Source organism: Paenibacillus qinlingensis (genome assembly GCF_031455095.1).
GTDB classification, from domain to species: Bacteria; Bacillota; Bacilli; order Paenibacillales; family NBRC-103111; genus Paenibacillus_E; species Paenibacillus_E qinlingensis_A.
The window spans coordinates 901,621-917,269 of the sequence record NZ_JAVDSB010000001.1 but is presented as its reverse complement, the minus strand read 5'-3'; the positions used below and the strand labels follow the sequence as shown (position 1 = coordinate 917,269).

At 47.2% G+C, this 15,649-nt stretch carries 13 protein-coding genes; 2 read left to right on the top strand and 11 right to left on the bottom strand.

Going from position 1 to position 15,649, the window contains the following annotated elements:
- Positions 1-15: 15 nt before the first annotated feature.
- Positions 16-495 (bottom strand): GNAT family N-acetyltransferase, encoded by a 480-nt coding sequence (locus J2736_RS04100; RefSeq protein ID WP_310223803.1) that lies wholly within the window; start codon positions 493-495, stop codon positions 16-18.
- 89 nt (positions 496-584) lie between these two features.
- Between J2736_RS04100 and J2736_RS04095 the strand changes: the two genes are divergently transcribed.
- Positions 585-1,391 carry a GNAT family N-acetyltransferase gene (locus J2736_RS04095; protein ID WP_310223802.1) on the top strand — a complete coding sequence of 269 codons (807 nt, stop codon included), beginning with the start codon at positions 585-587 and terminating at the stop codon, positions 1,389-1,391.
- 34 nt (positions 1,392-1,425) lie between these two features.
- Entirely contained in the window at positions 1,426-2,292 is an 867-nt protein-coding gene (locus J2736_RS04090; RefSeq protein ID WP_310223800.1) for an SDR family oxidoreductase, read from the top strand.
- A gap of 52 nt (positions 2,293-2,344) precedes the next feature.
- On the opposite strand, the gene J2736_RS04085 is transcribed toward J2736_RS04090, so the two are convergent.
- From J2736_RS04085 to mutS, 10 genes are all read right to left on the bottom strand, one after another.
- Complete coding sequence (locus J2736_RS04085) at positions 2,345-3,037, bottom strand: YdcF family protein (RefSeq protein WP_310223798.1); 693 nt, start codon at positions 3,035-3,037, stop codon at positions 2,345-2,347.
- Between the two features lie 23 nt (positions 3,038-3,060).
- Positions 3,061-3,720, bottom strand: a complete 660-nt coding sequence (locus J2736_RS04080) for an alpha/beta hydrolase (protein ID WP_310223796.1) — start codon at positions 3,718-3,720, stop codon at positions 3,061-3,063.
- 43 nt (positions 3,721-3,763) lie between these two features.
- The gene (locus J2736_RS04075; protein ID WP_310223795.1) at positions 3,764-4,492 is read right to left on the bottom strand and encodes a peptidylprolyl isomerase; all 729 of its coding nucleotides are present in this window, start codon (positions 4,490-4,492) and stop codon (positions 3,764-3,766) included.
- 205 nt (positions 4,493-4,697) lie between these two features.
- Entirely contained in the window at positions 4,698-7,259 is a 2,562-nt protein-coding gene (locus tag J2736_RS04070; RefSeq protein ID WP_310223793.1) for a transglycosylase domain-containing protein, read from the bottom strand.
- Between the two features lie 150 nt (positions 7,260-7,409).
- Positions 7,410-7,649 carry an RNA chaperone Hfq gene (gene hfq, locus J2736_RS04065; protein ID WP_029193229.1) on the bottom strand — a complete coding sequence of 80 codons (240 nt, stop codon included), beginning with the start codon at positions 7,647-7,649 and terminating at the stop codon, positions 7,410-7,412.
- A gap of 67 nt (positions 7,650-7,716) precedes the next feature.
- Entirely contained in the window at positions 7,717-8,688 is a 972-nt protein-coding gene (gene miaA, locus J2736_RS04060; protein ID WP_397340219.1) for a tRNA (adenosine(37)-N6)-dimethylallyltransferase MiaA, read from the bottom strand.
- Positions 8,679-9,449, bottom strand: coding sequence for a class I SAM-dependent methyltransferase (locus J2736_RS04055; protein WP_310223785.1), 771 nt, complete (start codon positions 9,447-9,449; stop codon positions 8,679-8,681). Before J2736_RS04055 ends, miaA begins: the two co-directional genes overlap by 10 nt.
- Positions 9,450-9,459: 10 nt before the next feature.
- Positions 9,460-11,517 carry a DNA mismatch repair endonuclease MutL gene (gene mutL / locus J2736_RS04050; RefSeq protein WP_310223783.1) on the bottom strand — a complete coding sequence of 686 codons (2,058 nt, stop codon included), beginning with the start codon at positions 11,515-11,517 and terminating at the stop codon, positions 9,460-9,462.
- 4 nt (positions 11,518-11,521) lie between these two features.
- Positions 11,522-13,009 (bottom strand): S41 family peptidase, encoded by a 1,488-nt coding sequence (locus tag J2736_RS04045; RefSeq protein WP_310223781.1) that lies wholly within the window; start codon positions 13,007-13,009, stop codon positions 11,522-11,524.
- Positions 12,984-15,635, bottom strand: coding sequence for a DNA mismatch repair protein MutS (gene mutS / locus J2736_RS04040; RefSeq protein WP_310223780.1), 2,652 nt, complete (start codon positions 15,633-15,635; stop codon positions 12,984-12,986). The genes J2736_RS04045 and mutS overlap by 26 nt, the downstream gene beginning before the upstream one ends.
- Positions 15,636-15,649 lie beyond the last annotated feature (14 nt).

Here is a 15,649-nt window from a genome sequence, read left to right as displayed (position 1 = left end):
CTATTCTCCTTTATTCTAATCCTTTAAATTTGACGTAAGGGTGCGATTTAATGTCTGCATACCAACGGATGCATAAAATTGCATGGCTCGCTCATTAAATTCCCACACATTCAACTCTAGAGATGCAGCTTCGCGCGCTCGCGCCCATTGGGTAGCAGCCTCATAGAGCTTCTTGCCAACGCCTTGCCGCTGATGTGTGGAAGCTACCGCAAGTTCATTTACATACGCATACTGGCGTGGAACTAACGCATCATAGTTTGGACTCTGTTTCATCTCTAGCATGGCCACTCCTATGACTTCAGAATCAAGTACCGCTACAATGATCTCCTTGTCCGTCTTCGCCGAGAAGCTTCTATACCACCCCATAGCCACTACATGATCTAGTCTGGTAAACCGATCTGGCAATGCCTCCGCATGTTCTTCCTGACCTTCTCGAATGATGGCATTCACAGCATCGAAGTCTTCCAATGTCGCTGATCGCAATAAAAGTTCCATCGTTATTTACCTCCGAAAATGAATTATTGAATTTTTATACATCAAAATGTATATTTATGTAATAGTTTAGGGAGATGGAGGTTCTATTCATGCAAACAGAAAAAGATTTTTTCGAATTCCTAGATCGCATAGCAGTCAATACTTGGCCAGCTGAAACCAGTTCCATGGTTGATCACTGGCTCGTCAGAGCTTCACAAGGTATAACCAAACGGGCAAACAGCGTTTTTGCAGTTGGTCCTTACCCGCGTGAGGATAATTGGCTTTCACGTGTTGAACAATTTTACCATAGTCATGGCCTGCCTGCTATTTTCCATATCAGTCATGCGTCACCTGAGCAATTGGATCTCCTGTTGCAAGATCAAGGTTATGAACTCGATACGCCTTGCCTCATGATGACGGCTGACAGTTCATTCGTAGCAGCTAAAGCCCTAACGTACATGCAAAAGAAGTATCTTACTTCCTTGTCCGTAGATGTACATATTTCAGAAACGCTAACTCCAGAGTGGTTGGATGCCTTTCTACACCTTGAAAAGTACCCAGAAGAACGTAGGAGTTTCTATCAAGGGTTATGTGATCGGATGCCATCTCCTAAAGCTTTCATCTCACTAAAAGAAGGAGGACAAATCGTTGCACTTGGCACAGCCATCGTAGAGGGAACTTGGGCTGGTTTCGTCAATGTCATTGTGCACGAAGAACATCGCGGCAAAGGCTACGGATACGCCATTCTTCATGCCATGACAACTTGGAGCATGACCCAAGGCGCTGCACAGCAATATTTACAAGTTATTTCTAACAATACACCCGCCGTTTCCTTATATGGGAACTTGGGATATCAAACGAAATATGGCTATCATTACCGTGTGAAGTATGATTTGACTGCTCTTGTATCATCCTAACAAAGAATTTCTTTGGATGAAAGGAGACTATGTCATGACTGCCACGAAGGAGAAACCCGTATTCCCACCGCAGCACCAGAACCACCAGCCAGGCATCGAATCTGACATGACGCCGCTTCCCGAATTTGAGAAGGCCAGTTATCAACCCGCAGGTAAACTCAAGGATAAGGTGGCCATCATCACGGGAGGTGATAGCGGGATCGGTCGCGCCATTGCTGTTGCTTATGCGAAAGAAGGCGCAGATGTTGTCATCGTTTACCTGAATGAACATCAGGACGCGGAAGAAACACATCGACATGTCGAGCAAACAGGCCGGAAGTGTCTGCACATCGCAGGTGACATTGGTGAAGAGAGCTTTTGCAAACAAGTCATCTCGCAAGTTATCAAGGAGTTCGGGAAGCTCGACATCTTGGTAAATAATGCCGCTGAACAACATCCTAAGCAAAGCATTACAGATATTACATCTGCTCAACTAGAGCGAACGTTTCGCACGAATATTTTCTCCTACTTCTATATGACGCAAGCCGCGCTTCCTCATTTGAAGTCTGGCAGTGCCATTATTAACACCGCCTCCATTACCGCTTACCACGGTCACGAGCAATTAATCGATTATTCATCAACCAAAGGCGCCATCGTCACCTTCACACGTTCACTCTCCCTCCAATTGAATGCCAAAGGTATTCGAGTGAATGGGGTCGCTCCTGGGCCGATCTGGACGCCTCTGATCCCTTCTACGTTCACAGCTCAGGAAGTCGAGGTCTTTGGCTCTACGACACCAATGAAACGAGCAGGTCAGCCTAGTGAATTGGCCCCGAGCTATGTATTCTTAGCCAGCGAGGACTCCTCGTATATGGCAGGGCAAATTCTTCATATCAACGGTGGCACCATCGTGAACGGCTAGATGAGAAAAAGCATGACAGACAGCGGTTCTTCGCTATCCTGTCATGCTTTCTTCATTTTAGCCCAAGCTTCAGTTGCAATTTGGTTAAGTACCAGTTCGTGTAAGCCAAGGTTTCTCTCGTATCATGATAAGGCATAAAAAGTACTTCTGATTTTGTTGTGGAGACAAACGGATCTATGTAGCCCAGTGTTTTGGCAATATCTAGTGACCGTGAGCCATGAAACTTATGGGTAACGATAATGGAACTCACAAGTGATTTTTCATCCATCATTTGTTTGCTGAACAGTAAATTCTCATAGGTGCTCGTTGCATTAGGCTCGATTAAAATGCCTGTTTTAGGCACCCCTTTTTTCACCAAATAGTCCCGCATCCCCTCAGCTTCTGTTAGCTTGGAGCCATTGTGATCCAATCCACCGGTAACGATAAGTTGTTTGAAACGCCCTTGGTTGTACAAATCCACGGCTAAGTCTAGCCGTTCTTGCAAACCTGGGCTCGGTATATCATTGCGTAAAGAAGCACCTAATACAATTCCGATATCGACCTGCTTCGGTAAAGTCTGTTGCGGCCCTACCTGCACCTTCCACTGGATAAAAACAAGCCATGCAACCAGTAGTGTAAAGGAGATCAATGTAATTTGAAATGTCCTTACAAATAAACGATACAACTTCGATGGCCGTTTGCTTTTACTCGTAGTGGCTTTCCTCTTCGTTGGCGCGGGATTGATAGCGCTTTGTTTCTTGTTCATGCTAGGCTTTACCGGCATCCAACCTACTCCTTATCCAAAAATGCACTTACTTGCCGAAATAAGGCTGGTGCATCCTCGCTCAAACAGATCAAGTGATCCGATTTGGCGTGCCAATGCAGCTCTCGCTGCCCTCTCAGCTTGCTATAAATGTATCGCGCACTTTGCGGATGGATCACTTGGTCTCTTTCCGCCTGCGCGATGAGTGTAGGTTTATTCACTTGACTCAGCTCTGGCTTCAAATGTCGAACAAGTCTTGTAAATTGCCATGTAGCAACGAGCGGGGTTGATTTCCCCTTTATTAAAGTAATTTTCCGCTGATATTTCCATTCATCACGGAGGACGTTCAGCAGTCTGCCTGGGCTAACATAGATGACAGCTGTATTTAACAATATAAGTTTGCGCACAGGGTACCGAACGGATAAATAAGCAGCTAGAAGACCTCCCATTGAGAACCCCACCATATCAAAGGACCCATAGGTTTCTGTCATTCTGTCCGCATGCCTTTCGGCTGCCTGCACCCAATCTTCCCAACGCGACGCATGAAGCTGATGACGGCTCTCTCCATTCCAGGGTAGGATCGGTACCTCACATAGCTGACCACGTTCTCGTAAATGCCGAGCTAACGGCTCAACCTCATAAGGTCCACCTGTAAATCCATGGAACAATAAGCACGGTTGTTTCATGAGATCCACTCCTATCCAGCATGAAAGCGTTGTTTATGTTAGTTTATTTTTCTTTGATGGTAATGGTGTTAATCGTGACCTTTTCTTTTGGCTTACTTGGAGAAGAATCTCCACCATTTGGATCTCTTTCCACAGGTGTTTCCGCGATTTTAGCGATCGTCGCCATACCGTCAGCCGTTACTTTTCCGAAAATCGAGTAATTCGGCATCTTGTTCAATGAAGCGCAATCCGCACCCGAACAGATGAAAAATTGGCTGCCATTCGTATTAGGACCCGAGTTTGCCATCGCTACCGTACCTGGTTCGTAGGTGTGCGTTGTTTTCAGCTCATCAGCAAATTTATAACCTGGGCCACCTCTTCCTGTCCCTTGAGGATCTCCCGTTTGGATCATAAACGTTTTGATAATACGGTGAAACGTCACATTATTGTAAAAGCCCTCTTTGGACAGAAAGACGAAGTTGTTCACTGTCTTTGGCGCTTCTTTGGCGTAAAGGTCAATGGTGAACGTCCCTTTGGAAGTAGTCACTTCAGCTTGATAAGTTTTGTTTGAATCAATGATCATATCAGGCGCTTTGCTCCACTGCTTCGCTCCAGCAGGCGATGTCGCCGGCGATGCTGCTGATGTTGGAGAGGAAGTGCTCGTACTTGGCGATGAAGTCCCGCCAGTCGTTTCTGTTGGCTTGTTCCCGCATGCTGAAGCGAGTAGCGTTAGCGTAAGCAAGGAAGCAGTGATTAGCATTTTGTAATTCATTGACTTGGTGGCAAATTTCATTGATGGATCCTCCAGTTAATTAGATTGGCATTGCAGGACGTAAGTGCCAGTTGAGCGACTGCATTGTGGCGAGTCATGCTCGAGCAACCGCTTTGCGGCGAGCAAGCTGCCTTTTAACGCCCCTTTGGGGCGTTATTTGCTTGTCCGCCTTGGCTCGCTAGAGATATAAGGCCCTTTTGGGGCCTTATCAGGCTCACTTAGCCAACTAAGTCCCACTCTTCGGCTTGTCATCCGTTGGCTTACCGGGAGAAGGTGTCGGCGTTGGTGTTGGTGTCGGCTTCGGACTCATGGATGGACTTGGCGTCGGGCTAGGCCCTGTTTCATTCCCATTACCCGGCTTAATCGTCGGCACCGGCGACTGTGAAGGACCTGGCTTCCCAGAAGGTGACGGAGATGGACTGGTCCCATTCCCTGGCGAAGGTGAAGGTGATATCGATGGTGTTGGAGATGGAAGCCCTCCATTCGGCAACGAATCATCCTTTGGAATTTCGACGGTAACTACATTCGACTTCGCACCTGGCGTATTCGAACTCGTTTCCATCGGAACGACGTAGTATTGATAGGTTTCCCCACTGTTTATCGTGGTATCTTCAATTTGCGATTTAGGTGTTTGAATAATCATTTGCGCTTCTGCCTCAGTTGAACTTTTACGGAACAATTGGTAGCTAACTTTATCGCCTAGCGAAGTCCATGCTATTTTCACTTGCTTCGTTTCTGGCACGTAAACAGCTGATACATCCGCAATCCCCGTCGGCGGTTCTTTCAAATCATCGACATTTGCAGGCTTAACAAAGTTTGTAACTGTTTTGCCCGCTAACGACAGCGTCATGACTTCCTTGAAAATAGCAGCTGTGCTGCCGCTTCCTACCGACACATAATGCTTGGAATCAACTTTATCAAAGCCTTCCCACACGGCCGCAGTCCATTCAGGCGTATAGCCCACGAACCAGACATCTCGATCGTACTGTTCAATGCCTTTAATATCAAGTCCTGTAGATCCCGTCTTCCCGGCGACTGGCCGATTCAACTTCGCTTTAACACCCGTACCACCCGTTTCTACTACACCTTGCAACAACAAGGTCATGTAGTAGGCAGTTTTTGGCTGCATGACTTGCTTTTTCTCCGGCTTGTATGCCGCAACTTCTTTACCTTGTGAATCGGTTATACGTAGAATCGCGTGCGTTTTGTTTTGAACCCCTTGATTGGCAAAGGCCGTGTAAGCTGTTGCCATTTGCAATGGCGATACGCCATCCGTAAGACCGCCTAGCGCAACCGCTAAATTCTGATCCTTCTGAGCGTTTAAGGTCGTACCTAACTTATTAGCAAAATCAGTCCCCGTCCTAACACCTATTTTATTTAATAACCAGACAGGTGCTAGATTGTAGGATTTCTTGACGGCTTCGAACATCGTCACTTGCCCATGTGTTTGGCGGTCATAGTTTTGTGGTGTATACGAGCCGAAAGAAGTCTGCGTATCATCAAGTAACGAATATGGCGTATATTTCCCACTTTCTAAAGCAGGAGCGTACACCGCAATTGGTTTAAATGAAGATCCTGGCTGTCTTTTCGAGTACACACGACTGAACCCTTTGGTTTTATAATCGCGTCCACCAATTAAACCCATGATACCACCGGTTTTATTATCCAAAATGACCATCGAACTCTGAATTTTTTGACCATCAGCTGCGTCCTTTTGGAAGAAACTCGGATTCGCATAAGTTTTCTCAATGTTTTGCTGTGCTTTAATATTCATCGTTGTGTAAATGCGATAACCTTTTGTCAACAATTCATCTTCTTCAATACCGTACATGTCTTCTGCTTCATTAACAACATAGTCAACGAAAGAAGCATACTCTTTGGTCCCCGTGTTTCCAGTCGTAGGAGGTACATAATCAACAGCTGCGGCTTTCGCACGCTCAGCCTCTGTAATATAACCTTGATCCGTCATTAGTCTTAGAACAACGGCTCGACGTTCTTTGGATAAATCAGGATGTGTTAATGGTGAATATCTGGAAGGTGCTTTGGGTAGCGCGGCAAGTGTCGCCATTTCCCATACATCCAAGTCATTCAAATTCGATTTGCCAAAGTACACCTTGGCTGCTGCTTTAATACCATAGGCGTTACTCCCAAAGAAAATACGATTCAAATATTTCTCTAGAATCTCATCCTTCGTAAACCGTTCATCGAGCGCAAAGGCGATCGACATTTCCGTACCTTTCCGGAATGCGGTTTTGTCTGAGCTTAAGAATACGTTTTTGGCAAGCTGCTGTGTGATGGTACTTCCACCTTCCACATAGCTCATGTGAATAATATCCGTTGCCAACGCGCGGCCGATCGCCCGTAGATCTACACCGGAATGTTCATTGAAGCGACGATCCTCTGTGGCGATAAAAGCTTGCTGCAGTCTTTCTGGAACGTCTTTGATATTGACGCTTTCCCGATTTTCACCGCGATAAATTTTTGAAATCTCTGTTGCAGGTTTGTCTTTCCCATCCTTATCTTTGCCTTCCTCTTGTGCATAAATAAGTGTCGACTCTGTCGTGGAAATAATTTTATCAATATTTGCATCCAAAATTTTGAAGCCGCTCATAATGACAACAATATAGATGCCTGTCGCACAGATGACAGCAACGATTGCTGCAATGATGGTACCCATAATGAGCTTACGTGCACTAAATCGCTTTTTCTTGGATCCCTTATTATTGCTCTGTTTGGACTCCCTTGGCTTGGTTTGCGGCGTGGATGGACGTCTCGTAGGTTTATCCATATTCACCAACTCCCTTACGTTTCGTTTCTCTCTAATTTAGAAGATGAAACCAACAAAAGAACAACCTTTATACAAGGTTGCTCCCAAAAGTTTCTATTCGGTTAGACGTTTCAGTCCATTAAAAAGTTGCAAATTGAAGCGAAAACCCAATTATTCCGATGCTTCTGCAGCTGCCATTAACGAAACAGCACGCTGTGGTGTGAAGGTAGAGATGGCATGCTTGTACACCATTTGTTGACGTCCTTCGCTGTCAATAATGATGGTGAAGTTATCAAATGCACGAATAAGTCCTCTAATTTGAAAGCCATTCGTTAAATAAACAGTAACAGGAATGCTTTCTTTACGCAGCTGATTTAGAAAATTGTCCTGAATATTAATGGATCGATTCATCAGTAGGTCCCCCTTAATGGAAAGAAACTTTCGCCTTCACGGCGCTATTTTCTAATGGTGATATTTGTTAATTATATTCTATTTTATGTACAAACTTTCCTGCTAGTATATCACTAATCATTTCGAAATGGGCAGAAAAATTTGCTATGTCCGTCACATCAACCCAATCAATGTCTTTCATATGCCGAAACCAAGACAATTGACGCTTCGCAAATCGACGTGTATCCCGCTTAAGCAGAGTCACGGCATCCTCGAAACTTAGCTCATGCTCCAGATAGCTAACGATCTCTTTGTAGCCAAGTGCTTGCATCGAAATCGCTGACTTTGGGGTGCCAGCAGATAGAAGCGCTTGAACTTCTTCGACCAATCCCTCCCCAATCATCACATCGATGCGTTCTTCAATGCGCTGATAAAGAAGAGCTCGATCCATCGTTAGCCCAATGATACATAGTTCGTAAGGGGATTCTTTTTTCTGGGAGGCCAAATGAGCGGTCATCGTTTCACCAGAGATATGAAAAATCTCAAGCGCTCGAATGACGCGTCTTCGATCGTTCGCATGCAGACGTTCTGCACTCTCAGGATCGATCTCCCGCAGCTTCGCATGCAGGGCCTCTTCCCCATGCGTATTCGCAAAGGCTTCCTGCGCTTGCCGAAATTCCTCATCCATGCTGACATCGGTAAATCGATAATCGTAACAAACCGATTCGATATATAATCCTGTGCCACCTACGATAAAAGGCAGCTTGCCACGCGAGTGGATGTCATGGATTAATCCTTTGACCCGCTCTTGGAATTCGGCTGCAGAAAAGGAGTACGACGGATCATGAATGTCAATCAAATGATGCGGAACGATCTGCTGCTCCGCTTCACTCGCTTTGGCGGTACCGATATCCATGCCGCGATAAACCTGCATCGAATCGCCAGAAATAATTTCACAATTGAAGCGCTGCGCAATCTCCAAGCTGAGCTTGGTTTTGCCAACTGCGGTGGGACCAAGTAGCACGAGTAATTTCGGCTTGGGAGATGGGGCTAACACAATCGAATCACTCCATACGTTGTTTTCGTTGTTGATCGTAACACATGCTCGAACCCGAGCCGGGCAAACTCCGAACTTTCTCTGTTTTCCTTAAGCACAATACTTTTGCGCGCGACGCGTCTTGCTTCTGTGATCGAAGCCAAACGAACAGCTTCATCGTTCGCACGATGCCGAAGTGGGGATATCGCGTGCGATTCCTCAATCGGACTGCGAAACATAGGATCAAAATAAACAACATCCACACTCTGCGTCTCTAACTTTTGCAAATAAGAAAGGTGATCTGTCCGCCTAACCTCAATGCGTCTCATCGCTGCATTCAACTCCGGTATTTCTGACTGATACTGAGCCAATCCTTCTTGGATGAGCATGGCCGGTATCGCTTCACTTTCCAGAGCTGTAACTCGCCCTTCCTCACCAACAACATAAGAGAAGACGATCGCATCCGACGCTAATCCCGCTGTACAATCTACGATACGGTCTCCTGGACCTGCTCCTGATGCCTCAATAAGTAAATCAGGCTCGCCTCGCTGCATCCGTTTGACACGTACGAGGGACATGCTAGGATGGAAAAAAGTTGCAGGGTGATCTTCTTCATAGTACCTGATCTCTTCTCTTGTCACAAGCAGAACGGAACTATCCTTATAATTTCTCCTAAGAAGTTCCAAAGAATACTTCTTCCGGGGCACAATTCGGCCACCATATAAAGCTGATAATCGTGCGGCTTCCGCTGTCAATTCGGCAGACGGGTTATACGAAGTTGTCACTAGCACAGGGTTACATCACTCGCTTAAACATTTTTTCTAACTCATACGTTGTAAAACTTACTACGATTGGTCGTCCATGTGGGCACGTGTAGGGGTTTCTACAGCCAGCAAGTCGATCAATGAGCATCTCCATCTCGACAACGCTAAGACTTTGATTAGCCTTAATAGAAGCTTTGCAGGAGCACATGATCGCCGCCTTTTCACGCAGCTTAGCAATATCCAACGCCTTGCGGTCCGAAATGATTAGTTCGCACATCTCTTCGACAATGGACTTCTCCTCGCCAGATGGGAACCAATGCGGATGTGCACGCACAAGGAACGTATTGCCGCCAAAAGCTTCCATAAACACGCCTACTTGCTCAAACAGGGCAAGCCTATCTGCAATGACACCTGCCTCAGATGGTGTAAATTCCAATGTAATTGGAACGAGTAATTCTTGGCTCGCCTCAGCAGGATTGCCAAAACGCTCATAAAAATATTCATAATTGATGCGCTCATGTGCCGCATGTTGATCAATGAGGTACAAGCCCGTTTCATTCTGAGCGATCAAATAAGTGCCATGCATTTGTCCTATCGGGTCCAATCTCGGAAACGTCGGCAGTTTAGGCGCGTCGCTATCCTCATTGGAAGGCATCAAATCCATAAACGCCTCATTCGTGCGTCGTTGCTGCTGAATAGAGGTATTGCGATAAGGTGCATTACTGGAGGACGTGTATCCTTGATTCGTGAATGACGGCCGTGAGGCCACTGGTGCCTCTGTGGTTGTCACTTGCTTCGCTGGAGATGGCGCAGGCGTCACTGGAGATGATACCTGCTGCTGATATGCTGGTGCCGTTTCCTTTATCTGTGGCAGCGGTGGCATCCAAGGTTTCTCCGTGCTTTGCGTAACGCTTGGTTCCTTCAAATTCAGCCTATTCGTATCTTCTGGATCCTTATGGTCTTTAAAAAACTCCGCATCCAAATCCATGGATGTGCTGCGTGTTTCCTTCGGAGGCTCCACCGTACGCGTGAGCTCCAATTGCTCCTGGACGTAAGCTCCCTTCGGAGCGGTTGCCGCCTTGACTCCCGTAGGAATCAAGACTTGTCGCCCAAATAGCCGCTTCACCTCGGCTTCGATCAATGCCGTTAGCTCCGCTTCCTTACTGAAGCGGACTTCGAGCTTGGATGGATGCACGTTGACATCCACAAGCGCAGGATCCATCCCGATATGCAGCGCAGCAACGGGATAGCGATTGATCGGCAGCAGGGTATGATACCCCTGCAGCAGTGCTTGATTCAGCGCGAAGTTGCGCACATACCGACCATTGACAATGGTCGAGATGCCGCCGCGATTCGCGCGCGTCATTTCGGGCTTCGCCACGAAGCCCGTGATGGAATAATCCAAGCTTTCCACTTGGAGAGGAAGCATTTGTTTGGCAATCGCCGTGCCATAGATGCCGGCAATGACTTGCAGCAAATCCCCGTTGCCTAACGTTTGGAGCAGCACATTTCCGTTATGCTTTAACATGAAAGCAATCCCCGGATGAGCCAATGAAAGACGATATAAATAATCAGAGATATGCCCCAGCTCTGTCTGGATCGTCTTCATATATTTTAATCTTGCTGGCGTGTTATAAAATAGATCACGTACCGTCACTTCCGTGCCGCGCGACGCTGCCGTCTCTTCCACAGCGCGTATCGTTCCACCTTCGATGACGATTTTCCTGCCTAGTCCATCTTCATTAGCGCTTGTCACACACTCCAGTCTGGAGACAGAAGCAATACTCGGCAAAGCCTCGCCTCGAAAGCCCAACGTGCGGATGGAGAATAGATCCTTGCTCGTCGCGATTTTACTCGTCGCATGCCGCTGAAATGCTAGTTCACAGTCCTCAAGTGCCATGCCTGAGCCATTATCCGACACCCGAATAAGGCTCAATCCACCTTCTTCAATCGTGACATCAATACGGGTACTTCCCGCATCAACCGAGTTTTCAACCAGCTCTTTCACGACCGATGAAGGTCGTTCCACCACTTCACCTGCTGCAATTTGGTTCGCAATATGCTCGCTTAAGAGCTGAATTTTGCCCATTGATTTAGTTCCCCTTTGTACCTTGAATTGAAACCGAGTCCCCTTGAACGTTGACCTTCAGCTGTGGGAAATAATCATCGAAAAGATCAACATTGATATAGCTTGCATCGTTTACAATCATCAATTTATCCGCTTCAATTGGAAATGCATGCGTTCCCTTGTTATCTGTGATATCAACGGTTCGATCCGCATTATTCCATGAAATCTTGGCTCCGATTAAAGCAGCAAGTCCTCTTGCAGAAGCATAAAACTTGCCATTCTCTTGGAAGCTGCCAAAGCCAAAGCCGACATCAACCCCATTATAAGTAGCACCATGTTTCTTGATCATAACTTGAATATCCGATATGCCAGATTCATGAAGAGCTGTGATAAATTGTGCAGATACACCATCAACTTGTAGGTCTGGTGTAATGCCTTCTTTGTTCACTTTCCGCATTTTGGGTGTAAGGTATTCTTCTACCGTGACCTTCAAAACACTATGATCCGGAAACTCAAATAGTTGCTGCACGCTTCCTTTCCCATAGGTTTGCATTCCGATTACTTTCGCAACCCCATAATCCTGAAGAGCGCCTGAGAGCACTTCAGAAGCACTAGCACTATTTTCATTAGCTAAAATATAAACAGGAATCCCTAGCGGATTACCGTCGGTAATGTTAACAGGATCATCGACACCATCCCGATCTTTCGTATGAATGAGGACGCCATCTTTTACAAAATGCTTTGCAATATTCCTCGCTGTTTCCAGATAACCACCGGGATTGTCACGCACATCTAAGATTAACGACTTCAATCCTTTTTCCTGAAGGGCACTTAGTTCTTTGTCAAATTCCTCGTCAGCTTCATCGGAAAAGTCTGTAATTTGAATATACCCAACACCATTGGTAAAGGAGCTGCTGTAGACTTCAGGGGAGTTCACAGCTTGGCGTGTAATCTCGAACGTTAATACTTTATCTCCGCGCAAAACGGTAACCTTCACTTTCGTCCCAGCAACACCGATAATTTTGTTCCGAACTTCGTCAATTGACGTCGTAGAGGCAGGAACGCCATCTACAGCACGTATATAATCATCCTTCTGTAAGCCAGCAATCGCTGCCGGCGACCCTGGGATTGGCTTCGACACATATACGCCTTTATCATCGAGCCCAATCACACAGCCTATGCCTTCAAAACTGTTCTCAAGGGTATTTGAAAATTGACCATAATCCTGCGGTGTGAATAGCACTGTATAAGGATCCTTCAAACTCTCGATCATTTGCTCAATGCTTTTATTCTCAAGCGCCTCTAAGGAGACGCCGCTCACATGGTTTTCCACCAGTGTTTTGCGAACGAGAACCGTATTCAAATCCTCTTGTGCCATGGCACTCACAGGCATAACGACGGCTAGCGTCGATGCTAGGGCTAACGTTGCTTTCAAAGCTTTTTTTCGAAGTGGTGATACTTTCATATGGCTATCTCCGTTCATTAATTTACTGTAGCTTTTGTTTCCACTCATACACCAAATTGAGCGCCTGCAGCGGCGTCATATTGATAAGATCAATCCCCTTCAACTGGTCAAGCACCAGTTGAGATTTGCCGTCATGCTTCTTCTTGACGGCAACTTCAACCGGGCTGTCCTCCTCGAAGAGGGACAGCTGCCGGATCGGGGCTGCCACAGGCTCAGCTGAGGCAGTCGTCATTGCAGCCACGGGTTCCCTCGTGGCTACTTGTACGTGCGGCGCTGCTGCGGCACGTTCTTCAAAGCCATTCAGCAGCGCGTACGAGCGCTGAATGATCGCATCCGGCAGCCCGGCAATTTCGGCACAGTAGATGCCGTAACTTGTACTGGCTGCCCCAGGGATAAGCTTGCGCAGGAAGGTTACCTGCCTGCCGCTTTCCTTCACAGCCATGCAGTGATTGCGCAGATGCCCAAGGCTCTCTTCCAGATGCGCGAGCTCATGGAAATGCGTCGACACGAGCGTCTTGCAGCCGATCTGATCGTGAAGAAATTCGATGACGGCCTGCGCGATTGCCATGCCTTCACCGGTCGAGGTGCCGCGGCCCAGCTCATCAATGATGACGAGGCTTCGACTTGTCGCCTTCTCGGTCATGACCTGGATGTCCATCATCTCGACCATGAACGTACTCTGCCCGCCGATGAGGTCATCGGCAGCACCGATCCGCGTGAAGATCCGGTCTGTGACCGGAATTCGCGCGGAGCTCGCAGGCACGAAGCAGCCGATCTGCGCCATGAGGCAGATCACAGCAACCTGCCGCATATACGTACTCTTACCGGCCATATTCGGCCCGGTAATCAGCAGGATGCGGCCCTGCTCTTGCAACAGGCTCGTCCCGTTCGCAATGAACGAGCCGTCCTGGATGACAGCCTCCACCACCGGGTGGCGGCCGTCCATGATTTCAAGATCGAAGCCTTCGCCGATCTCCGGCTTGCGGAAGTGCTGCGCCGCGCTGACTGTTGCCAGCGATTGGTAGACATCGGCGGTGGCAATGACCTCCGCCAGCTTTTGCAATCTGGAGATATGCTCCGAAATCCGGTCGCGCAGCTCCGTGAATAGTTCATACTCCAGATCAATCATTTTATCTTGCGCTTCCAGAATGAGCGCTTCTTTTTCTTTGAGCTCCGGCGTCACATAACGCTCAGCATTCGCTAGCGTCTGTTTACGCTCATAGCGGCCTTCCTGCAAAGCGGACATGTTGGCCTTCGTGACCTCAATAAAGTATCCAAATACTTTGTTGTAGCCGATTTTGAGCGACTTAATGCCCGTTGCTTCACGTTCTTGACGCTCCAGCTCAGCGATCCATTGCTTCCCGTTCTTGCTAGCCTCACGAAGCGTATCCAAGTAAGGCTGATAACCTTCGCGGATCATTCCCCCGTCACGTATCGAAACCGGTGGCTCGTCTTCAATGGCATTGGCAATCCACGACATGACGTCATCACAAACATCCATATTTTCAACGAGCTTCCGCAGTGTTTCAGACCCAGATGTGGCACATAACTGCTGGAGCATCGGAACTTGCTGTAAGGAGTGTTTCAGTGCAATCATGTCACGGGCATTGGCATTGCCATAGGAGATGCGGGCAACTAGGCGCTCTAAGTCATAGACTTCCTTCAGAGCTTGCTTCACGTCTTCACGTACAATCAATTGATTATAGAGGAGATTGACCGCTTCTAATCTTTCTTCAATACGAGCCACGTTCATCAGCGGCTTCTCGATCCAGCGGCGCAGCATACGTGCACCCATGGCGGTTACGGTTTTGTCCAAAAGCCATAGTAATGAACCTTTTTTGGCGCGTTCACGAACCGTTTCAACGAGTTCTAAGTTGCGGCGCGTGAATGGATCCATCGTCATGAATTGATCCGGCTCATAGATACGAATGTGCTTTACGTGTGTAATTGCTCTCTTTTGTGTTTCTTTCAAATAGGCAAGTAATAAAGCGACACCTTGTCGACTGATACTGGATAAGTCCGCTAGCGCAGCATCTTCAGCGAAATGCTCATCAAGCAAAGCTTCATCCGCGTTCGTCCACTCTGTCAGCACCATGTTACGGCCCCAAGCTGCACCCGATTCACGAATCGTAGTCAACAAAGCTTGATTCGTTATAATTTCTGACGGATTATACACATTCAACTCGTCTGCGACGAGTTCCCAAGAAGGTGGCAGATGCGTCGTATACAGCTCACCTGTTGAAATATCGCAAGCTGTAAACGCGTAACCATGGGCTTGATTTACCAAAGAAACGATGTAATTATTGACGGATTCGCCTAACAACTTACTGTCCATCACGGTACCTGGAGTGACAATCCGAACAATTTCGCGTCGTACAACACCTTTGGCTTCTGCAGGATCTTCGACCTGTTCACAGATGGCGACTTTGAAACCTTTTTCAATTAAACGGGACATATAGTTGTCAGCCGCATGATGAGGAACGCCGCACATCGGAATTTTCTCTTCACCGCCACCTTCACGGCCTGTTAACGTAATTTCTAGTTCACGCGATGCATTAATCGCATCCTCAAAAAACATCTCATAAAAATCGCCAAGACGAAAAAATAAAAAAGCATCTGGCACCTGTGCCTTCACGGCTAAGTATTGCTGAATCATCGGCGTATATGTAGCCAACTCGTGTTCCTCCA